General features: G+C 70.8%; 21 protein-coding genes. All 21 read left to right on the top strand.

From position 1 onward, the window contains the following. The first annotated feature begins 28 nt into the window (after positions 1-28). Positions 29-2,632: an outer membrane protein assembly factor BamA gene (gene bamA, locus TBR22_RS16725; protein ID WP_239488987.1), complete on the top strand. Its 2,604-nt coding sequence runs from the start codon at positions 29-31 to the stop codon at positions 2,630-2,632. An 83-nt stretch (positions 2,633-2,715) separates the two neighbouring features. After that, entirely contained in the window at positions 2,716-3,318 is a 603-nt protein-coding gene (locus tag TBR22_RS16720) for an OmpH family outer membrane protein (RefSeq protein WP_239488986.1), read from the top strand. 77 nt (positions 3,319-3,395) lie between these two features. Further along, positions 3,396-4,652: an acyl-ACP--UDP-N-acetylglucosamine O-acyltransferase gene (gene lpxA / locus TBR22_RS16715; protein ID WP_239488985.1), complete on the top strand. Its 1,257-nt coding sequence runs from the start codon at positions 3,396-3,398 to the stop codon at positions 4,650-4,652. Between the two features lie 37 nt (positions 4,653-4,689). Then, positions 4,690-5,526, top strand: a complete 837-nt coding sequence (locus TBR22_RS16710) for an LpxI family protein (RefSeq protein WP_239488984.1) — start codon at positions 4,690-4,692, stop codon at positions 5,524-5,526. After that, positions 5,519-6,457: a Gfo/Idh/MocA family protein gene (locus TBR22_RS16705; RefSeq protein ID WP_239488983.1), complete on the top strand. Its 939-nt coding sequence runs from the start codon at positions 5,519-5,521 to the stop codon at positions 6,455-6,457. Before TBR22_RS16710 ends, TBR22_RS16705 begins: the two co-directional genes overlap by 8 nt. 132 nt (positions 6,458-6,589) lie before the next feature. Next, complete coding sequence (locus TBR22_RS16700) at positions 6,590-7,477, top strand: hypothetical protein (protein ID WP_239488982.1); 888 nt, start codon at positions 6,590-6,592, stop codon at positions 7,475-7,477. Next, complete coding sequence (mqnC, locus tag TBR22_RS16695; protein ID WP_239488981.1) at positions 7,474-9,558, top strand: cyclic dehypoxanthinyl futalosine synthase; 2,085 nt, start codon at positions 7,474-7,476, stop codon at positions 9,556-9,558. Before TBR22_RS16700 ends, mqnC begins: the two co-directional genes overlap by 4 nt. A gap of 128 nt (positions 9,559-9,686) precedes the next feature. After that, entirely contained in the window at positions 9,687-11,000 is a 1,314-nt protein-coding gene (locus tag TBR22_RS16690; protein WP_239488980.1) for an amidohydrolase family protein, read from the top strand. Positions 11,001-11,076: 76 nt separating this feature from the next. Next, complete coding sequence (locus TBR22_RS16685) at positions 11,077-11,943, top strand: UbiA-like polyprenyltransferase (protein ID WP_239488979.1); 867 nt, start codon at positions 11,077-11,079, stop codon at positions 11,941-11,943. Further along, positions 11,933-12,562, top strand: coding sequence for a UbiX family flavin prenyltransferase (locus TBR22_RS16680; protein WP_239488978.1), 630 nt, complete (start codon positions 11,933-11,935; stop codon positions 12,560-12,562). The genes TBR22_RS16685 and TBR22_RS16680 overlap by 11 nt, the downstream gene beginning before the upstream one ends. Continuing rightward, complete coding sequence (gene ubiE, locus TBR22_RS16675) at positions 12,559-13,320, top strand: bifunctional demethylmenaquinone methyltransferase/2-methoxy-6-polyprenyl-1,4-benzoquinol methylase UbiE (protein ID WP_239488977.1); 762 nt, start codon at positions 12,559-12,561, stop codon at positions 13,318-13,320. The genes TBR22_RS16680 and ubiE overlap by 4 nt, the downstream gene beginning before the upstream one ends. A gap of 129 nt (positions 13,321-13,449) precedes the next feature. Continuing rightward, positions 13,450-14,478 (top strand): TonB family protein, encoded by a 1,029-nt coding sequence (locus tag TBR22_RS16670; protein ID WP_239488976.1) that lies wholly within the window; start codon positions 13,450-13,452, stop codon positions 14,476-14,478. A gap of 143 nt (positions 14,479-14,621) precedes the next feature. After that, entirely contained in the window at positions 14,622-15,581 is a 960-nt protein-coding gene (gene miaA / locus TBR22_RS16665) for a tRNA (adenosine(37)-N6)-dimethylallyltransferase MiaA (protein WP_239488975.1), read from the top strand. Then, positions 15,581-15,847 (top strand): RNA chaperone Hfq, encoded by a 267-nt coding sequence (gene hfq / locus TBR22_RS16660; protein ID WP_239488974.1) that lies wholly within the window; start codon positions 15,581-15,583, stop codon positions 15,845-15,847. Before miaA ends, hfq begins: the two co-directional genes overlap by 1 nt. Positions 15,848-15,858: 11 nt before the next feature. Next, on the top strand, positions 15,859-17,043 hold the full coding sequence (locus TBR22_RS16655) for a phosphopentomutase (protein WP_239488973.1): 1,185 nt from the start codon (positions 15,859-15,861) through the stop codon (positions 17,041-17,043). After that, the gene (locus TBR22_RS16650; protein WP_239488972.1) at positions 17,040-18,089 is read left to right on the top strand and encodes a deoxyguanosinetriphosphate triphosphohydrolase; all 1,050 of its coding nucleotides are present in this window, start codon (positions 17,040-17,042) and stop codon (positions 18,087-18,089) included. Before TBR22_RS16655 ends, TBR22_RS16650 begins: the two co-directional genes overlap by 4 nt. Before the next feature lie 171 nt (positions 18,090-18,260). After that, positions 18,261-18,836, top strand: a complete 576-nt coding sequence (locus tag TBR22_RS16645; RefSeq protein WP_239488971.1) for a DUF177 domain-containing protein — start codon at positions 18,261-18,263, stop codon at positions 18,834-18,836. Positions 18,837-18,842: 6 nt separating this feature from the next. Next, the gene (gene rpmF / locus TBR22_RS16640) at positions 18,843-19,028 is read left to right on the top strand and encodes a 50S ribosomal protein L32 (protein WP_239488970.1); all 186 of its coding nucleotides are present in this window, start codon (positions 18,843-18,845) and stop codon (positions 19,026-19,028) included. Positions 19,029-19,181: 153 nt separating this feature from the next. Next, entirely contained in the window at positions 19,182-20,210 is a 1,029-nt protein-coding gene (plsX, locus tag TBR22_RS16635) for a phosphate acyltransferase PlsX (RefSeq protein WP_239488969.1), read from the top strand. After that, on the top strand, positions 20,207-21,139 hold the full coding sequence (gene fabD, locus TBR22_RS16630) for an ACP S-malonyltransferase (RefSeq protein ID WP_239488968.1): 933 nt from the start codon (positions 20,207-20,209) through the stop codon (positions 21,137-21,139). Before plsX ends, fabD begins: the two co-directional genes overlap by 4 nt. Further along, positions 21,136-21,879, top strand: coding sequence for a 3-oxoacyl-ACP reductase FabG (fabG, locus tag TBR22_RS16625; protein WP_239488967.1), 744 nt, complete (start codon positions 21,136-21,138; stop codon positions 21,877-21,879). The genes fabD and fabG overlap by 4 nt, the downstream gene beginning before the upstream one ends. Positions 21,880-21,885: the final 6 nt, after the last annotated feature.

Here is a 21,885-nt window from a genome sequence, read left to right as displayed (position 1 = left end):
GTCCCGCACCCGACCCGCGCCGCCGCCGGTGTCCTCCGACACCACGGTGACGGCTGGCGGGGCCGTCGACCTGCCCGCCAAGAGCGTGCTCGACGTCGAGGGCGCCTGCGCGGTGATTCCGCCGACCAGCCCGACGGCACAGCCGGCGGCCGGCAGCGGACCGGTGCTCCGGACGGTCGAGTTGTGCTTCCCGACGCAGGGCAACGTCTCCTCGATCGAGTTCGAGACGTACCTCTACTACATCAAGACCCGCGGCAGCCGGCCGTCGCAGAACGTGTGGGTGCCGTGGACGCCCGAGGTGGAGAAGGACCTCACCGAGGACTTCAAGCGGCTGTGGGCGACCAACTTCCTCGATGACCTCGCGGTGGAGGTGATCGACACGCCCTACCCGAACGGCGTCATCGGCAAGTACGTGCGGTTCAGGCTCGAGGAACGGCAGCGCGTCAAGATCGTCGAGTACGTCGGCAGCGAGAAGATCGAGGCCACCAAGGTCGACGAGAAGCTGCGCGAGATCAACAACGTGATCCGTCTGGACTCGTTCATCGACCCGGCGCAGATCCGCCGCGTCGAGAGCGTGGTCCGCGAGATGCTCTCGGAGAAGGGCTACCTCGACGGCGAGGTCACGCACACCATCACGCCGATTGCCGGCGGGCCCAAGCTGGTCAACCTGACGTTCACCATCAAGGACGGCCCGCGGGTCCTCATCAAGGACATCGAGTTCATCGGCAACGAGGCGATGGGCGACGGCGCGCTGAAGCGCCGCATGAAGGAGAACAAGGAGCGGACGCTCATCAACCGCTTCCGCAGCAAGGGCGTCTACCAGCAGGCCAAGTTCGAGGAGGACGCCGAGGCGGTCCGCGCGTTGTACCGCGAGGAGGGCTACATCGCGGCGCGCGTCGGGCAGCCCGAAATCCGGACGCTCGAGACCTCCAAGGACGGCAAGTCGCGGCAGGTGCAGCTGCGCATCCCGGTGACCGAAGGGCGCCGCTATCGGGTGGGCAAGTTCACCTTCGACGGCAACAAGGTCGTCAAGCCCGAGGCGCTGCAGCCGATCTTCAAGCTGCAGACCGGCGACTTCTATTCGGAGAAGAAGATCCGCAAGGGCCTCGAGAAGGCGCGCGAGCTGTACGGGGTCGGCGGCTACTTCGAGTTCACCGGGTTCCCCGACCTCAGGCCGCTCGACATGGTCGATCCGGCCGACCCCGAGAAGTTCCTGCCCGATGGCGCCGAACCCAACGGCCCGCCGATCGTCGACGTGACGATGCGGATGCAGGAGGGGGAGCAGTACTTCATCAACCGCATCACGTTCAAGGGCAACACCACGACCCGCGACAACGTGATCCGGCGCGAGCTCAACCTGCTCGAGGGCGGCGTCTTCAACACCGAGTCGCTGAAGAACAGCGTCCGACGCCTCAACCAGCTCGGCTACTTCAAGCAGCTGGAGGAGGGGCAGGAGGGCATCGACGTCAAGAAGACGCCCGGCGAGAAGAACAAGGTCGACGTGACCCTGGCGCTGCAGGAGCAGAACCGCAACCAGCTCACCTTCGGCGCCGGCGTGTCGCAGTTCGAGGGCTTCTTCGGGCAGCTGGCGTTCTCGACGTCCAACTTCATGGGCAAGGGAGAGACGCTGTCGCTGTCGCTGGCGGCCGGCTCGCGCACCCAGTTCTACCAGGTGGCGTTCACCGAGCCGTACCTGTTCGACCGGCCGATCACCGCGGGCGTGGACGTCTCGCGGCGGCAGATCCAGTACATCGGCGCGTTCACGCAGCAGACCACGGGCGTCAACACCGTGTGGGGCTTCCCGCTGACGCGCAACTTCACGCGCGGCTTCCTCCAGTACAGCTTCGAGCGGGTGATGATCACCGAGCTCAACCCGCTGTACACGGACCCGGACGTGATCGGCCGCAACCCGTTCCTGCAGGACGCGCTGTTGCTGTCGTGCACGCCGACCCCGCCGACCCCGGAGGACCCGGACGGCGGACAGTTCTGCACGCCGGCCGAGGCGCGCACCATCAGCAAGGTCGTCCCGAGCCTGGTGCACAACACGGTCGACAACCCGATCTTCCCCAACACGGGACGTCGCGTGACGGCCTCGATCGATCTGGCCGGCCTGGGCGGCAACACGCGCTTCTTCAAGCCGAAGTTCGAGTACGTGCAGTTCCTGCAGCACACGCGCCGGTCGTCGTTCGGGTTCCGTTTCGAGACCGAGTACATCCGGGCGTGGGGCGATTCGCTGCCGCTGCCCCTGTTCGAGCGCCTCGTGCTGGGCGGCGAGTACAGCGTGCGCGGCTTCGACGTTCGCAGCATCGGCCCCCGCGACCCGCAGACCGGGGTCGTGCTGGGCGGCAACAAGAGCCTGTTGTTCAACTTCGAGTACCTGATCAGCATCGCCGGGCCGGTGCGCCTGGTGCTGTTCTACGACGCCGGGCAGGTCCGGACCTTCCGGCAGAACTACACGTGGGACGAGTTCAAGACCTCGACGGGGGCCGAGATCCGGTTCTTCATGCCGGTCCTGAACGTCCCGTTCCGTCTCATCTTCGCTGCCAACCCCCAGCGGGAAGGGGTGCTCAGGAACGACTACACCCCGACCAAGAGCTTCCAGTTCCGGTTCGCCGTGGGGTCGACGTTCTGAGCTGAACCACGGGTGTGGTTCAATGGTGCGGATGCGGTCCCGGGTGGGGCCCGTCCTGTGCAGGATTGAAAGGATTGCCGTCGATGAAGTCCGTGCTTGCCATGTCCGTGACGTGCCTCTTGCTGGTGGCCGCTGCCGCCGGTGCCCAAACCGCCCCCCAGGGTGCCGCCGCCCAGCCCGCGGCGCCTGCGCCTGCTGCCCGCCCGGCGCCACGGCCGTTCCCGGCGGACGCCAAGGTGGCCTACGTCGACCTCAACACGATCGCCACGACCAGCAAGGAAGGCCAGGCGGCCGGCGTGAAGATCAAGGACCTGCAGGCCAAGAAGCAGGCCGAGCTCGAGGCCAAGCAGAAGCAGCTGCAGTCGGCCCAGCAGAAGCTCGAGCAGGGTGGCGCGGTGCTGAGCGAGTCGGCGCGGGCCGGGCAGGCCAAGGAAGTCGAGCGCCTCCAGACCGAGCTCCAGCGCATGAGCCAGGACGCGCAGAAGGAAATCCAGGAGTTCACGCAGGATCTGCAGGTGCAGTTCCAGCAGAAGCTCCTGCCGGTCATCGAGCAGGTGGCCAAGGCCAAGAACCTGCACTTCATCCTGAGCATCGCCGATGCCGGGGTGGTGTGGGTCGACGCCGGCCTGAACGTCACGGCCGACGTGGTCGCGGCGCTCGACGCCGCCACGCCGGCGGCCAAGTAAGGTCGCCCGAAGCCGTCGCGGGCCCGTGCGCACACGCGCCGGGCCCGCCAGTTCTCCTCCCGGCCGACGAGCGCCCCGTGTCCATCCATCTCCCGCCAGTAGTCGATCGGCTCTCCTCGCGCTTCCCGAAGCAGATGGTCGACGCGGTCACCGACCTCACCACGGGTGAGCGGCTGGTGGCCATCAAGAACGTCACGGTCAACGAGGACTTCTTCCCGGGGCACTTCCCGGGGGCGCCCCTCATGCCCGGCGTGCTGATGATCGAGTCGATGGCGCAGGCGGCCAGCGTCCTGCTGCTGCAGGAAGCCGACGGGACCATCCTGCCGCACCGCGCCTCGCTGCGCGGCGTCGACGGTGCCAAGTTCCGCAAGCCGGTGGCGCCGGGCGACCGCGTGCGCCTCGAGCTCTCGGTGGAACGTCGCCGCGCCACCATGGCGCGGGTGCGGGGCGTGGCCTACGTGCACGACCAGATCGTCGCCGAGGGCACCCTCGTGATGGCGATCGAGCCCGAGCCGGCGCTCGTGCACCCGACGGCGGTGGTCGAGCAGGGCGCGCAGATCGGCCCGGGCACGACCGTCGCGCCCAACGCGGTGATCGGGCCGCACGTGACGATCGGCCCGCGCTGCAAGATCGGCGCGGGCGCCGTGATCGACGGGCACACGGTGATCGGCGAGGGCACCGAGATCTTCCCCTACGCCTCGATCGGCCTGATCCCGCAGGACACCAAGTTCCGCGGCGAGCCGACGCGCCTCGAGATCGGCCGCTTCAACGTCTTCCGCGAGTTCGTGACGATCCACCGCGGCACCGAGGGCGGCGGCGGGGTGACCCGCATCGGCGACCACAACCTGTTCATGGCGTACTCGCACGTGGCGCACGACTGCAAGGTCGGCAACCACACCATCTTCGGCAACGGCGCCACGCTCGGCGGCCACGTGACCGTGGAGGACTACGCGACGATCAGCGCGTTCTCGGGCGTGCACCAGTTCTGCCGGATCGGGCGCCATGCCTTCATCGGCGGCTACTCGGTGGTCACCAAGGACGCGCTGCCGTTTGCCAAGACGGTGGGCAACCGGGCACGCAACTACGGCCTGAACACCATCGGCCTGATGCGCCGCGGCTTCACCGCCGACACGGTGAGCCGGCTGCGGCACGCGTACCGGCTGTTGCTCGTGTCGCGCCTGAACACGACGCGCGCGCTGGCGCAGATCGAGGGCGACCCCGACCTGCAGTGCGACGAGGTGCAGTACCTGGTGGACTTCATCCGCGGGGCGCGCCGCGGTGTGATCCTCCGCCGCGCGACGCGGCGGCCCGACGAGGTGTCGGCAGACGAGTAGGCCTGCGGGCAGCCGGCCACCGGCGGCCCGAATCGTTATGGCTTCCATCGGCCTCATCGCCGGCAACGGCCGGTTCCCGCTGCTCGTGCTCGACGCGGCCCATTCCCTCGGGCACGCGGTGACCGTCGTCGCCATCAGGGAAGAGACCGGGCCCGACCTCGACGAGCGAGCCGCTGCCCTCGGCGCCGCGCTCCACAAGGTCTCGCTCGGGCAACTCGGCCGCTGCATCCAGATCCTGCAGGAGGCCGGCTGCGCCCAGGCCGTGATGGCCGGGCAGGTCAAGCACGCGAAGCTGTTTGCCAACATCACGCCCGACTGGACGCTGATGCAGGTGCTGATGCGGCTGCGCGCCAAGTCGACCGACGCGCTGATTTCGGCCATCGCCGACGTGATGAAGGGCAAGGGCATCGAACTGCTCGACTCGACGGCGTTCCTGCAGCCGCTGCTGGCCGGGGACGGCCATCTCGCGGGGCCGCCGCCCGACGAGGCGGCGCGGGCCGATCTGGCGTTCGGCTATCGCATGGCCGACGCGATTGCCGGTCTCGACATCGGCCAGACCATCGTCGTGAAGGACCAGGCGGTGGTGGCGGTGGAGGCGATGGAAGGCACCGACGAGACGATCCGCCGGGCGGGGCGAATCGCCGGGCCCGGCGCCTGCGTCATCAAGGTAGCGAAGCCGCAGCAGGACATGCGCTTCGACGTGCCGGTCGTGGGGCTGCCGACGATCGCGGTGTTGCGGGAGGCGGGCATCCGCCTCCTGTCGATCGACGCCGGACGCACGCTCGTGCTCGACGGCGCCGCGGTGGCCGACGCCGCCGGCGCGGCGGGCGTGACCGTGGTGGGGCGTCCCCTGGGAGAACAGGCGCGTGGCTGACGAGGTGCGGGTCGCGGTGATCGGGGTCGGGGCGCTCGGGCGCCATCACGCGCGCATCCTCGGCGACACGCCGGGCGCGCGCCTGCACGCCGTGGTCGACGTCGACGCGACGCGGGCCGCCGAGATCGCCGCCCAGCACGGCGCTGCGACGTCGCTGACCGACGCAACGGCGCTGGTCGGCCAGGTCGACGCGGTGACCATCGCCTCGCCCACCGAGGCGCACCACGCGCTGGCGGCGATGTTGCTCGATGCCGGCATCCACGTGCTCGTGGAGAAGCCGATGACCACGACGCTGGCGCAGGCCGACGACCTCATCGCGCGTGCGGCCGCGAAGGGGCTCGTGCTGGCAGTGGGGCACACGGAGCGCTTCAACCCGGCGGTGGACGCCGCGCGGCCGTTCCTCACGCGGCCACGCTTCATCGAGGTGCATCGCCTGGGCACGTTCCCGGATCGCAGCCTCGACATCGACGTCGTGTTCGACCTGATGATCCACGACCTCGACGTGCTGCTGTCGGTGATCGACGAGGAGGTCGTCGGGGTCGAGGCCGTCGGAGTGCCGGTGCTGACCGGGCGCGTCGACATCGCCAACGCGCGGCTGAAGTTCGCCGGCGGGTGCATCGCCAACCTCACGGCCAGCCGCATCAGCCGCGACCGGGTGCGCAAGGTGCGGTTCATCGAGCCCGCGGCGTACGTGTCGGTGGATTATGCGAGCCGCGAGCTCGAGGTGTGGCGGCTCCGCAAGGTGGAGGGCGCACGCCCGGCCATCGAAGGCGGGCCGGTGCCCGTGCCCGAGGCCGAGCCGCTGCGGCGCGAACTCGAGGACTTCGTCGGCGCCGTGCGCGAGGGACGGGCACCGCGGGTCGATGGCGCGCAGGGCCGCCGGGCCCTCGCCCTTGCGCAGCGCATCAACGACGCGATGACGCAGGGGTAGGAGAGGCTCGGGGCTCAAGGCTCAGGGCTCAGACAGCACTCTGGGCTCACGGCTCAGGACTTGGGGCTTGCGGCGCATGGTTCGAGCCCCAAGGCCGAAGGCCCAAGGCCCAAGGGACGAAGGACGAAGATGGTGACCGTGGACATCGAAGAACTGGCAACGCGCCTCGCCTCGGGCGGCGCGCTCTCGTCGTCGGAGCTGCGTGAGCTGGCCGCGAGCCGCGACCTCATCGGGCTCGGCATGCTGGCGGCCGACGTGCGGGCGCGGTTGCACGGGGCACGCGGCACGTTCGTGCGCGTCGAGACGCTCGCCGTGCCGGCCGACGCCCGCGGCTGGGCCTTCGAACTCGCCCCCGAGGCCGGCGAGGTGCGGCTTGACGGCGTGCCCGCGAGCCTCGATGCGGCGGTGGCTGCCGTCGCCGGTGTCCGTGCCCTGACCTCGCTGCCGCTGTCGGGGTGGTCGCTCGACGTGCTCGCGGGCCTCGGGCCCCTCGACGCGGTGCTGCCCGCACTGAAGGCCGCCGGCCTCGACGCCGTCGCGACCGCGCGCCTCGATCGCCTCGACCTGGCGCAACTGCAGGCAGTGGCCTCGGCCGGGCTGGCGATTCAACTGGTGACGCTCGGCACGCCCCTCGACGGCGACGCCCTGCTCGACGCGCTCGAGCAGCTGCGGGCGTGGCAGGCGGCCACCGGCGTCGTGCGTGCGTGCGCGCCGCTCCCGGTGGAGCAGCCCACCGATGCCCCGACCACGGGCTTCGACGACATGCGGCACGTGGCGCTCGCGCGCATCGCGCTCGACAACGTGGCGCACCTCTCGGCGCACTGGACCCGAATGGGGGCCAAGCTCTCGCAGTCGTGCCTCCTGTTCGGCGCCGACGACATCGACGCCGTCCCGGCGCGCGACGACATGCCCCACGGCCCGCGCCGCGCCATCGTCGAGGAGGTGCGGCGCAACATCGCCGCGGCCTCGCTCGAGGTGATCGAGCGGGACGGCGCCTGGCGCCCGCGGGGCGCGGCGTGATCAGGGTCGGCGCGGTCGGGTTCCTCAACGCCCGGCCCCTCGAGTACGGCCTCGACCGCGACCCGCAGTTCGCGGTGCGCCTCGACGTGCCGTCGAGGTGCGCGGCCCTGCTGCATGCCGGCGAGATCGACCTCGGCCTGGTGCCGGTGATCGAGCTGCTGCGCGGCCGGGTTGCCTACGACATCGTGCCGGGCCTGGCGATTGCCTGCGACGGCCCGGTGCAGTCGGTGGCGCTGTTCACGCGCGTGCCGGTGCCGCAGGTCCGCAGCATCGCCCTCGACGTGAGCTCCCGCAGCTCGGTCGGCCTGCTGCGCGTGCTGTGCCGCCATCACTTCGGGATTGCGCCGACCTTCGTCGATGCGACGCCGGATCTGGCCGCGATGCTGTCGGTGGCCGATGCTGCACTGGTGATCGGCGACCCGGCGCTCGAGGCGCCCTACGAGGCGCTGGGGGCGCAGAAGATCGACCTCGGTGAGGCGTGGAAGGCGTTCACCGGGCTGCCCTTCGTGTTCGCGACGTGGATTGCGCGGCCGGGAGTCATCAGCCCGGCGCTGGTGACGCGGCTGCACGAGGCGCGGCGGGCCGGCGTCGAGGCGATCGAGGCACTGGCGCGGGCCGAGGCCGGTGCCCGGACGGAGCGCGCGGCCGGTCTCGAGCAGTACCTGCGCCACAACATTCGGTACGATCTGGACGAGGGCGCCCTCCGGGGCCTCTCGCGCTATCTCACCCTCGCCATGGCCGACGGTCTCGCGCCGCAGCGCCCCGACGTGCTGCGCGCCGTCGAGGCCCTGGGCGTGCCGGCCGCGGTCCGGTCCCAGGTGGGGGAGCAGGTGGGCATGTCGACAGCAGGGAAGGGCACGAGGCAGATGTCGCTGCAGGCCATTGTGGAGAAGGTGGAGCGCGGCGAGCGCATCGACGCCGACGAGGCGCTGGTGCTGTACCGCGACGCGAGCACGTGGCAACTCGGCCGCCTGGCCGACGCGATTCGTGCCCGCCGCCATCCCGAGCGGGTGGTGACATACATCATCGACCGCAACGTCAACTACACCAACGTGTGCGTGGCGCGCTGCAACTTCTGCGCGTTCTACCGCACGGTCGGCAGCCCCGACGGCTACGTGCTCTCGCGCGAGGAGCTGTTTGCCAAGATCGACGAGACGATCAGCGTCGGCGGCAACCAGCTGCTGCTCCAGGGCGGGCACAACCCCGACATCCCGCTGGCCTGGTACGAGGACCTGTTCCGCGCCGTCAAGGCGCAGTACCCGACGTTCCGCCTGCACGCGCTGTCGCCGCCCGAGATCCTGCACATCTCGCGGATGTCGAAGCTGCCGGTGCCCGAGGTCGTGTCGCGGCTGATCGCCGCCGGACTCGACAGCGTTCCCGGTGGTGGCGCCGAGATCCTCGTCGACCGCGTCCGCAAGCTGCTGAACTGCTACGGGAAAGCCACCGCTGACGAGTGGCTGGGCGTGATGCGCGAGGTGCACCTGCAGGGGCTGCGCACCACGGCGACCATGATGTACGGGAGCGTCGAGACGCCCGAGGAGCGCATCGAGCACATGATGCGGCTCCGCACCCTGCAGGACGAGACCGGTGGCTTCACCGCGTTCATCACGTGGAGCTACCAGCCCGATCACACCGAGCTCGCGGGCGTGGAGCTCACCGGGGTCGAGTACCTGCGCACGCTCGCCCTGGCGCGCATCGTGCTCGACAACTTCGACAACCTGCAGGCGTCGTGGGTGACCCAGGGCGGCAAGGTCGGGCAGTTGAGCCTCGCGTTCGGCGCCAACGACATGGGCAGCGTGATGATCGAGGAGAACGTCGTGCGGGCCGCCGGCGCGAGCTACTGCATGGACGAAGTCGAGATCGTCCGCAACATCGAGAACATGGGCTTCACGGCGATGCGCCGGAACATGCACTACGACCTGGTGGGGCAGCCGGTGTTCCGCGAACGGGCCGTGCCGCGCCGGTTGTCGCTCGACGTCGCGAAGAAGGACGGCGCCGACCTGATGCCGGCCGAACTGGCCGCGTACGAGGCGCGCACGCGCGCCGAGCGCGAGCGCCGCGCGCAGGTTCCGCAGGTGTAGGCGTCGACCTTGGCCGACGGTGAGGGCCGGGGCTCCCCGACAGTTCGTGGGCGTCGAGCTTCAGCTCGACGCGGAGGCTGAGGGAACCATCACTGACCGCCGACCTGAAGGTCGACGGCTACAACTCCATGATCATCCGCGTCCACGCCCGCTGGGTCCTGCCGATTGCCGCGCCGGTCATTCGTGACGGGTGGGTCGACGTCGACCCGACGCGCGGGGAGATCGTCGGCGTCGGCGCGGCGGGCGCGCCGGGGCCGGTGCCCGCCACCACGATCGACCTCGGCCACGCCGCGATCCTGCCTGGCCTGGTCAACGCACACACGCACCTGGAGCTGTCGCACCTGGCGGGCCGGGTACCGCCCGCCAGCAGCTTCGTGGCCTGGGTGCGCGCGATGCTCGGCGTGCGGTTCGGTGCGCCCACCACGATGGGTGAGGTGGTGGAGGCTGCCGCGACGGCCATTGCCAGCGCCGAGACGGCGGGCACGGCCGCCGTGGGCGACATCGGCAACACGGACGCGGCCATCGGTCCGCTCGCCGCCTCCTCGCTGTCGGGCATCCACTTCCGCGAGGCGCTGGGATTCAAGGCCGATGATGCCGGGCGCATCGCGAGCGAGACACGGCTCGGCGCCATGACTGCCCAGGGGCGCCTGGCGGAAGAGGGATGTGCCCGCGTCATCGCGTCGGTGGCGCCGCACGCGCCGTACTCCACGTCGGCGCCGCTGATCGGGGCGCTCTCTCCAGGGCGGCCGGTCACGTGGTTCATGACGCGCGAGCAGCCCGCCTGCCCGGTCTCTTCCATCCACCTGGCCGAGTCACCTGAGGAACTCGAGTTCCTGTCCAGCGGCACCGGGCCCTTCCGCGACCTCCTGACCGATCTCGGGAGCTGGGATCCCGACTGGCAGGCTCCCGGGGTGGCCCCGGTGACCTACCTGCAGCAGCTCGGCGCCCTGCACCGCGACCTGCTCGTCGTGCACGGCACCCAGCTCACGCGACCCGAACTCGACGTCCTCGCGGGTGTCGGCGCCACGCTCGTGTTGTGCCCGCGCAGCAACCGATGGGTCGGGGCAGGCGTCCCTCCTGTAGCGGACGCGGTGGCGGCGGGCGTGCGGCTGGCCGTCGGCACCGACAGCCTGTCCAGCGTCGCCGACCTCAACGTGTTCGCGGAACTGGCGGCCTTGCGGGCGGCCGCGCCGGCCGTGCCAGCCGCGACCCTGCTCCGTGCGGCGACCCTCGGCGGCGCGCAGGCGCTCGGCCTGGACCACCTCGGCGTGTTGGCGCCGGGCGCCTCGAGCCGGGCGGTGGTGCGCGTCCCTCCCGCCGACGTCGAGGACGTGGAAGAATGGTTGGTCGCCGACGCGGCCGACACCTCCGACCTGCGTTGGTTGGATACGCTGGTGGCGGGAGTCGGGAATCGGCAGTCGGGAGTCGACAGCGGACACTGAGCCGCAGATGGATCCCGCTGGGAGATCCGTAAGCCGAACGCCGAAACCCGAGAGTCTGCTTCCTGAGCCCTGAGCCTTGACCCCTGATCCCCTGTCCCGTCTGCGCACCTACCTCGGGTTCGTGCGCTTCAGCCACACGGTGTTCGCGCTGCCGTTCGCCCTCGTGGGCGCGCTGCTCGCGAGCCGTCTGGTGCCCATGACGTGGGCGCGGGTGGGCTGGATCGTCGCGGCGATGGTGGCGGCCCGCAGCGCGGCGATGGCCTTCAACCGCCTCGTGGACGCGCACTACGACGCGCTGAACCCGCGGACGGCCAGTCGCGAGATCCCGCGGGGCGCGATGTCGCGCACCGAGGCGGTCGTGTTCCTCGTGGTGACCAGCGTCGTGTTCCTGCTGGTGTGCGCGCGCATCAGCCCGCTCTGCCTCGCGCTCGCCCCGGTCGCGCTCGCCATCGTCTTCTGGTACTCGCTCGCCAAGCGCTACACCTGGGCGACGCAGTTCTTCCTGGGTTTGGCGATGGCCGTGGCGCCGGTCGGCGGGTGGATCGCGTCGGGCGGCGGCCCGTCGTGGCAGCCGGTGCTGCTCGGGCTGGCGATCGGCAGCTGGGTGGGCGGCTTCGACGTGCTGTACGCCTGCCAGGACCTCGAGTTCGACCGGGCCCACGGGCTGCGCTCGATTCCGGTGCGCTTCGGCGTCGCGCAGTCGATCGCCATCTCGCGGGCCCTGCACGTGATCACCGTCGCCAGCCTCGCGCTGCTCGGTGTCGTCGCCGGGCTCGGCGCCGTGTACCAGGGTGGCGTGGCGCTGGTCGCCGGGCTGTTGGTCTTCGAGCAGTCGCTGGTGAGCGCGTCGGACCTGTCGCAGGTCAAGCGCGCCTTCGACATGAACGGTTGGGTGGGCCTGCTGTACCTCGCCACCACGGGATTGAGCATCTATGTCGGTTGAGACCACGCGACGCATCGTGCTTGCCGTCACCGGCGCCAGCGGGGCGCTCTACGCGATGCGCACCCTGTCGGCGCTGCTGCAGCACGGGCAGCACGTCGACCTGGTGATCACCGAGTACGGCCGGCGCCTGCTCGTCGACGAGCTCGGCGCCACGGCGCGCGTCGATCGCCTGCAGGCCTACCTCGAGGAGACCTGGGGCGAGGGCGTCCGCCGCGGCGGCTGGGTGCTCCACAGCAACAAGGACCTCGGCTCGCGCATCGCCAGCGGCAGCAAGGGCGCCGACGCGATGGTGATCGTGCCCTGCTCGATGAAGACGATGGCCGCCATCGCGCACGGGCTGTCGCGCTCGCTGGTCGAGCGGGCCGCCGACGTGATGCTCAAGGAACGCCGCCCGCTGATCATCGTGCCGCGCGAGACGCCGCTCAGCCTGCCCCAGCTGAAGAACATGGTGCTGTGCGCCGAAGCCGGCGCCACCGTCATGCCGGCGATGCCGGGCTTCTACCAGCGTCCGCAGTCGATCAGCGACCTTGCCGACTTCATGGCCGGGCGCGTCCTGTCCTTGCTGCGCATCGACCACCAGCTCTATCCCATGTGGGACCCGCAGGCGGACCGCGAATGACCAGCACCACCGAACGGGCCGCGTCGACCACCTACGGCGGCGTGACCCCGGACACCGGCAAGGCCCCGGCCAAGATCGCCGGCATGTTCGACGAGATCGCCGGCCGCTACGACCTGCTGAACCACGTGCTGAGCGGCGGGCAGGACCTCTACTGGCGCTGGCGCGCCGTGCGGCGCCTGAAGCTGACGGGACGGGAGCAGGTGCTCGATCTGTGCACCGGCACGTGCGACGTCGCCCGGACGATGGTCAGGCGGCGGCTGGCCCGCCGCGTGCTCGGCGTCGACTTCTCGGCCGAGATGCTCAAGGTGGGCAAGCGCAAGCTGCGCGACGAGGGGCGGGCCGCGGTCATCCCGCTGGTGCGCGGCGATGCGATGCGGCTGCCGGCGCGGTCGGCCTCCATGGATGCGGTCACCATCGCCTTCGGCATCCGCAACGTCCAGGACGCGGGTGTGGCCCTTCGGGAGGTGGCGCGGGTGCTGAAGCCGGGAGGGCGCCTGGCCATCCTGGAGTTCTCCACGCCGCAGCAGCCGCTGATCCGGGCCGGCTACCTGTGGTACTTCCGCAACGTCCTGCCGCGCCTCGGCCGGCTGGTCTCGCGGCACGGCGAGGCCTACGCCTATCTTCCGGCATCGGTCGAGAGCTTCACGCCGCCGGCCGAGTTCGTCGCCCAACTGCAGGCTGCCGGCTTGACCCGCTGCGAGGCCGTCCCTTTGACGTTCGGCGTCGTCTATCTCTACGTTGCCGAGCGGCCCGCCTGAGGGCGGCGCGCACGGCACTTCTCGGCCCCCGGTCAGGCGCGTCTGGCCTCGAACCTCTATACTTGAACTGACCGGATGTACATCGATTTCGAGGATCACCGACCCGAACCGCCGAGCATGGACTCGGCGATGTCACGGCGCGAGGCCGTGCTCCTGTCGGTGTTCCTGCACGTCGGGCTGTTCCTCCTCCTGCTGTTCGCCCCCGAAATCCCGTTCGTCAAGCAGTTGCTGATGCAGCAGGCCGAGCAGCAGCAGGCCGAGATCGAGCGCCAGCAGGCGCTGGCCATGCAGCAGCAACGTCAGCAGCCCCGCTTCGTGTTCGTGCAGCCGAAGATCGACATGAAGGCGGCGCGGCCGAAGGACACGGCGTCGCTGGCCGATCAGGACCGCGTGGCGCAGACGATGCAGCGGGCGCCCAACGCGACCAACGACCAGCCGTTCTCGCGCGGCAACTCGCTGGAGTTCGTCGAGAAGCAATCGGCCAAGGATCTCGCGCGCGGCAAGGGGCCGGCCCCCGAGCCCTCCGAGTCCCCGCGCGAGATGCCGGCGCAGCAGGCCAGGGCGGCCCAGCCGACGCCGCCGCAGAACCAGGCGACGCCCTCGCAGAATCCCGCCTCCACCGACGGCGTCAACGTGCGCGACGGCCAGTCCGGCCTGCTCGCCCGCGGCGACACCGGGGTGGTCGCCAACCCGCAGGCCCGCAACAGTCCGGCCTCGGCCACCCCCGCCATGCGGCCGCCGGGGGGCTCGCTGGGGCAGGCCCTGAAGAACCTCGAGAAGTACGTCCAGAACGAGGCCTTCAACAACCCCAATGGCGGCAACTCGCCCTTCGGGCCCTACATCCAGTTCGACACCAAGGGCGTCGAGTTCGGGCCGTGGATCCGCCGCTTCGTGGCGCAGATCAAGCGCAACTGGTTGATTCCCGAAGCCGCCATGGTGATGCGCGGGCACGTCGTGGTGACCTTCAACGTCCACAAGGACGGCCGCATCACCGACATCGCGATCAAGCAGCCCTCGGGCATCGACGCCTTCGACCGCGCCGCGGCCAACTCGCTGCAGTGGTCCAACCCGACGACGCCGCTGCCGCCGGAGTACCCGTCGCCGCCGGCGTTCTTCACGGTCACCTTCTACTACAACGAGCAACCGCCCTCGCAATGAGGGAGGCGGCGCGCAGGCAAGCCCAGGCAGGGACGCGTGTGTCCATTCTTCATCGGTAGGGCCGGGGAACTCCTTCGACTCCGCTCAGGGCGAGCCACCCGGCCGTCGTCGGCAGCGGCGCGGTCGCAGGCCGCGGCCGACCTGTGAGCGTTCGCCGCTCCGCGACGGGGCGCCCGTTGCTGCTGGCGGTGCTGGGGCCCACCGCCACGGGCAAGAGTGCCCTCGGCATCCGCCTGGCCACCGAGTACGGCGGCGAGATCGTCAACTGCGACTCCACCGCCGTCTACCGGCGCTTCGACATCGGCACCGACAAGGTGCCGATGGGTGAACAGCGGGGCGTTCCCCATCACCTGATCGACGTGGCCGATCCGACCGAGGTCTACTCGGCGGCCCGCTTCGCCCGCGAGGCCGCGGCGGTCGTGCGCGACATCTCGGCACGCGGGCGCCTGCCGATCCTGGTCGGCGGCACGGGGTTCTATTACCGCGCCCTCGTGTCGGGCCTGTTCGACGGGCCCGGACGCGACGACGAGGTGCGGGCGCGGCTGCATGCGCGGGCCGTGGCCCGCGGCGTCGAGCACCTGCACCGCGTGCTCGGGCGCGTCGATCCGGCGTCGGCCGCGCGCATCATGCCGCGCGACGAGAAGCGCCTCGTGAGGGCGCTCGAGGTGTGGCTGCTCACCGGGCGGCCGCTCTCGGCGCACTTTGCCGAGACCCGATCGCCGCTGCCCGAGTACGACGTGTGCGCCCTCGGGCTGCGCCTGCCGTCGGAGGCGATTGCCGAGCGGGTGGCGCGTCGCGTCGACGCGCAGTGGGCTCGCGGCGTGGTGCAGGAGGTGCGCGACAACCTCGCCGCCGGCATCCCGCGCGAGGCCAATCCGTTCGGCGGGCTCGTGTACCGGCAGATCCTCGAGATGCTCGATGGCGTGCGCGACGAGGCCGAGACGCGCGCGCTGATCGTGCGCGAGAACCGGCACTACGCGCGGCGCCAGCTGATCTGGTTCAGGAAGGAACCGGGGATGATATGGTTGGACGGCGCGGGTGAACGGGAGGAGACCTTCACCGCCGCCCGAGCCCTGATCGAGTCGCACGGAGCCAGCCGCTGATGCCCACCCACCGCGAGTCCAAGCCGTCAGCGCCCCCCAACATCCAGGACGTGTTCCTGAACTCGGCGCGTCGCGAACGGCTGGTCGTGCAGATCCGGCTGATGGACGGGCAGGTGCTCGAGGGCCGCATCAAGAACTTCGATCGGTTCGCGCTCGTGATCGACCACGAGGGCGCCGACCACATGGTGTTCAAGCACGCCATCGCCACCATCCGGTCCAACCGGTCGGTGCCCAACTACTTCTCCTCGGCGTCCCACGAGGCCTGAGGCCCGACGTCATGGCTGTCCGCTTCGAGCGGATCATCGCGATCGTGCTCGACAGCGTCGGCATCGGCGAACTGCCCGATGCGGCGCGCTATGGCGACCAGGGCAGCGACACGCTCGGCAACATCGCGCGGCAGGTGCCGCTGCACCTGCCCACCCTGCGTCACCTCGGGCTCGACAGGCTGGTCCCCGCGCTCGGCGTGGCGGTCGGCGCCCCGGCGGGCGCCTGGGGTCGCATGGCGGAGGCGTCGGCCGGCAAGGACTCGGTCACCGGGCACTGGGAGATGGCCGGCATCGTCCTCGATCGCGCCTTCCCGACGTTTCCGCAAGGCTTCCCGCCCGCGGTCATGGACGCGTTCACGCGCGGCATCGGTCGCCCGGCGCTGGGCAACGTGGTCGCCTCGGGCACCGAGATCATCGCCAGGCTCGGCGAGGAGCACATGCGCACCGGCGCGCCGATCGTCTACACGTCGGCCGACAGCGTGTTCCAGATCGCCGCCCACGAGGACGTCGTGCCGGTCGCCGAGTTGTACCGGTACTGCGAGGTCGCCTTCGACATCGTCGGGCGGGGCATGGGCGTGGGACGGGTCATCGCGCGGCCGTTCGTCGGCAGCCCCGGCGCATTCCGGCGGACCGCGAACCGGCACGACTACGCGCTGACGCCGCCCGTCGACACGCTGCTCGACCTGATGACCGCCGCCGGGCATCCTGTCGTCGCGGTGGGCAAGATCAAGGACCTGTTCGCCGGCCGCGGCATCGCGCGTCACCTGCCCACGGCCTCCGACGACGAGGGAATGGACCGCATCGACGAGGCGATGCGCGACGTGCCGCGCGGGCTCATCTGGGCCAACCTGGTGGACTTCGACGCCCTGTACGGCCACCGCAACGACGTCGACGGCTACGCCCGCAACCTCGAGCGCTTCGACGCGCGCCTCGCCGACCTGTTGCCGCACCTGCGCGAGTCGGACCTGCTGGTGGTGACCGCCGACCACGGCAACGACCCGACCACGCCCAGCACCGACCACTCCCGCGAGTACGTGCCGCTGCTGGCCACCGGGGCCCGCGTCGCGCCGGGTGTCAGTCTCGGGACGCGGCAGACGTTTGCCGATCTGGGACAGACGATGGCGGCCAACTTCGGCGTCGGGCCGCTGGCCCACGGCACGAGCTTCCTGGACGCGTTGGTCCCCGCTTCCGCATGACGACGATCCGCGAACAACTCGAGGCGCGCGAGCGCCTCATGCTGGCCCCGCAGGCGACCTTCAGCGACGCCACGCAGGGCCGGGCCCGGCCCGAGCCCGAGGATCCGATCCGTCCGGCCTTCCAGCGCGACCGCGACCGCGTCGTGCACTCCAAGGCCTTCCGTCGCCTCAAGCACAAGACCCAGGTCTTCTTCTCGCCGGCCGGTGACCATTACCGGACGCGGCTCACGCACACCCTCGAGGTGTCGCAGATCGCACGGACGCTGGCCAAGGTGCTGCGGCTGCACGAGGAGCTCACCGAGGCGATCACCCTGGCGCACGACCTCGGCCACACGCCCTTCGGCCACGCCGGCGAGCGCGTGCTCGACAAGCTGGTACCTGGGGGCTTCTCCCATGCGACGCAGAGCCTGCGCATCGTCGAGGTGCTCGAGCAGGGCGGGCGGGGCCTCAACCTGACGTTCGAGGTGCGTCAGGGCATCTCGACGCACTCGAAGGGCAAGCACGGGCTGCCGATCAACGTGCCGGCCAGTGAGCGTGCGGCGACGCTCGAGGCGCAGATTGCCCGGGTGGCCGACATCATCGCGTACGTCAACCACGACATCGACGATGCGGTGAGGGCCGGCGTGCTCGATCCTGCGGACCTGCCCCGGAGCGCGGTCGCGGTGCTCGGGCCGACCTCGTCGGCGCGCATCGGGTCGATGGTCAGCGACGTGGTGACCGAGAGCCTGGCGTGCGGGCTCGAGTCCTTGCGGATGAGCGAGCCCGTCCTGCAGGCGCTGCTCGACCTGCGGGCGTTCATGTTCGAGCGGGTCTACGAGAACGAGACGGCGACGGCCGAGTTCGCCAAGGCGACCGGCATCCTCGGCGGGCTGTGGGAGAAGGTGCGGGAACGTCCCGGGGCGTGGCTCGACGCCGAGACCATCGAGCGCGAGGGGCTCGATGCCGCAGCAAGGGATTTTCTCGCCGGGATGACCGATCGGTACGCGGTGCGGTTGTTCGAGGAACTCTACATTCCGCGCCCGTGGATCGAACTGCCCCGACCCTGATACTGGCAATGTGAAATTCGACATTTGAAATTCAAGCGCGCCGGCTCCGCCTGGCGCGGCGAAGGCCGGAGGCCGAGCCGCTCGGAATTTCGAATTTCAAGTTTCGAATTGCCATCTGCTATGCTTGTGCGTTCGCGCGGGTCTCCGTGACTGGCGCTGTACCGTCCAGCCATGGTGATCGACCTCACGACCCTTCCTGCCGACCGCGTGCCCGTGGTCGCGGACCTGCCGCCGGCGGCGCTCGACGTGCCTGCCGACGACTTCGTGGTCGAGGCGCCGGTGCACTTCGACGGCGAGGTGGAGCGGGGCAGCGCAGAGACCTACCACCTGCGCGGGCGGCTCACGGCGACCCTGTCGCTGTCGTGCGCGCGGTGTGCCGAGTCGTTCCCGTTCCCGGTGGCGACCGACGTGGAATTGCGGTTCGTGCCGGCGGCGGTCGAGCGGGCGGGCCTGGTGCCTGCCGCGGCGGCCGGCGACGACGACGGCCGCGAGATGGAAGACGACGATCCGTCGATCGTGCCGTACGACGAACCGCGGATCGACCTCGCGCAGGTGGCGCGCGAGCAGTGCTACCTGGCGCTGCCCATGAAGCCGCTGTGCCGCGAGGACTGTCAGGGGCTGTGTCCGCACTGCGGAGTGAACCGCAACGTGGCCACGTGCACGTGTGAGAACCGGTGGGAGGACCCGCGGTTGGCGGGGCTGAAATCCCTCCTGAAGGATGCGGACGGGTCAGCGCCGCGCGAGTAACCAGTCATGCCCAATCCCAAGCGACGTCATTCGAAGAGCCGCACGGCCAAGCGCCGTACCCACGACGCCCTCAAGGCCGTGGCCCTCGGTCCGTGCCCGCAGTGCAGCGAGCTGAAGCCGCCCCACGTGGTGTGCTCCAACTGCGGCCACTATCGCGGCCGGCAGGTGCGCCCGGTCAACGAGGAAGCCTGATCCGGGCCGTTCGCGTGACCGTGTCGCTGGCGCCCTCTGGCGTGTCGGCGTGTGGCACGCCGCGCCTGAGGCCTGGCGGAGGCCGATTGCCGCGTCGCAGCCCTGATGGCGGCGGCTTGCCCCGCCGAAGCCTTGGCGCAGGCGGGTAGGCCGATGCGCATCGCCGTCGATGCCATGGGGGGCGACGAGGCCCCCCGGACCGTGGTGCACGGCGCGGTACTCGCCGCCCGCGAGGACGGCCTGGACCTGACCCTGGTCGGGGCCCGCGCGTTGCTCGAGGACGAGCTCGCCCGGTTTCCTGAAGTCGACAGCCTCTCCATCTCCATCCTCGATGCCGCCGACGTGGTCGGCATGGGGGAGTCTGCGCTCGCGGTGCGCCGTCGGCGGACGGCCTCGGTGCGTGTGGCGGCCGAGGCGGTGGCGGCGGGAGATGCGGCAGCGCTCTTCACCGCCGGGCATTCCGGGGCCGCCGTGCTGGCCGCGCATGCCGCGTTCGGCTTCCTCGACGGCATCGAGCGTCCCGCCATCGCGGCCACCATCCCGACGCGCGAGGGCGCGGCCGTGCTGGTGGACGCGGGCGCGAGCGTGAGTTGTCGGCCGGAGCACCTGGTGGTGTTCGCGCGGCTCGGTGCCGCGTACGCGCAGGTCGCGCTCGGCATCGACAGGCCGCGCGTCGGCCTGGTCTCCAACGGGGAAGAGGCCGGCAAGGGCACGTCGCTGGTGCGCGGCGCGCACGCGCGCATCGCCGAGACGTCGCTGCACTTCATCGGTAACCTCGACGCTTCGGAGCTGTTCACCGGGGCGGCCGACGTGATCGTGTGCGACGGCTTCACCGGCAACGTGGTGCTCAAGACGAGCGAGGGGCTCGTCGAGGCGATCGACGGCCTCATGGCCGACGAGATGGCGCGGTCGGTGACCGCGCAGGTCGGGGCGGTGCTCACGCGCGGCGCGTTGCGGCGCTTCCGGGCGCGGCTCGACTACTCCGAATACGGCGGGGCGCCGTTGCTCGGCCTGCGTCACCTGTGCGTGATCGGGCACGGGCGGTCCTCGCCCAAGGCCATCGCCACCGGGATCGGCCTCACCGCGCGCTTCGTGCGTGAGCGACTCGTGGCACGGCTGACCGAAGGACTGCAGGAGCGGGGGGACGCGCGCGGCGCGGCCCTGCGTGGACACATCCGATGATTGCGTTTCTCTTTCCCGGGCAGGGCTCGCAGGCGGTGGGCATGGGCAAGGCCCTTGTCGACACGTTCCCCGAGGCCCGCGCCGCGTTTGCCGAGGCCGACGAGGCGCTCGGCCGCTCGCTGAGCGGCCTGTGCTTCGACGGTCCCGACGACCAGCTCACCCTCACCGAGAACACCCAGCCGGCCATCCTGGCCACCAGCATCGCCGCCTACCGGGTGCTCGAGGCGCGCGGGTTCGCGCCGGCCTGGGCGGCGGGGCATTCACTGGGGGAGTACTCGGCGCATGTCGCCGCCGGCACGTTTGCCTTCGGCGACGCGCTGCGCATCGTGTCGCACCGCGGCCGCTACATGCAGGAGGCCGTGCCGGTCGGCGAGGGCGCCATGGCGGCCATCCTGGGGCTCGACGGTCCGACGGCAGCGGCGGCGTGCGAGGCCGCCGCGCAGGGCGAGGTGGTGAGCCCGGCGAACCTGAACGCCCCCGGCCAGGTGGTGATTGCCGGCGCCAGGGCGGCGGTGGAGCGCGCCGGCGCCGAGGCGAAGGCACGTGGCGCCAAGCGGGTGATTCCGCTCAACGTCAGCGCGCCGTTCCACTGCGCGCTCATGGCCCCGGCCCAGGCGCGGCTCGAGCCGGAGTTGCGCGCCCTCGCCGTGCAGGCGCCGCGCGTGCCGGTGGTGGCCAACGTCGATGCCCAGCCGAAGCGCGAGGGCGCGGCGGCGATCGACGCGCTGGTGGCGCAGGTGTCGGGCGCCGTGCGCTGGGAGGACGTCATCGGGTATCTTGTGTCGGCTGGTGTGCGCGCGTATGTTGAGGTGGGCCCGGGGACGGTGCTCGCAGGACTGGTGCGCAAGATCGACCGCGAGGCTCGGGTGGTGAGCTTCGGAGCCCCTGAACAACTCGCAGCGGTGGAGGCGCTCTTCGCAGCATCGTGAGGCTCGATCTCTCAGGCAAGGTAGCCATCATCACGGGCGCGTCGCGCGGCATCGGCCGACAGACGGCCCTGACGCTCGCGTCGGCGGGCGCCGCCGTCGTCCTCACCTCGCGTGGGGATGCCGCCGAGGCCGTCGCCGCGGAGGTGACGGCGGCCGGCGGGCAGGCGCTCGCGCTGGCGGCCGACGTGGCCGACGCCGAGGCGGTGCAACGGGTCATCGACGCCACCCTCGAGCGGTTCGGGCGGATCGACGTCCTGGTGAACAACGCCGGCATCACGCGCGACCAGTTGCTGCTGCGGATGAAGCGCGAGGACTGGGACGCCGTGCTGGCCACCAACCTCACCGGCACGTTCCTCTGCACGCAAGGCGTGCTGAAGACGATGCTGAAGCAGCGTCAGGGACGGATCATCAGCATCAGCTCGGTGGTGGGCCAGAGCGGCAACCCCGGGCAGACCAATTACGCGGCGACCAAGGCCGGCATCATCGGCTTTTCGAAGGCGCTCGCGCGCGAGGTCGCCTCGCGGTCCATCACCGTCAACGTGGTGGCCCCGGGGCTCATCGACACGGACATGACGCGGGAGATCAGCACGGACGCCCAGGCCAACTGGACGTCGGCGATCCCGCTCGGTCGTTTGGGCACGCCGGAGGATGTGGCCGCGGCGGTGTGCTTCCTTGCATCAGACGCGGCCGGGTACATCACGGGGCAGGTGCTCGCCGTCAACGGCGGCATGTATGCCTGAGCAGGA

The organism is Luteitalea sp. TBR-22 (assembly GCF_016865485.1).
Classification (GTDB): Bacteria; Acidobacteriota; Vicinamibacteria; order Vicinamibacterales; family Vicinamibacteraceae; genus Luteitalea.
This window is presented reverse-complemented; position numbering and strand designations above follow the sequence as displayed.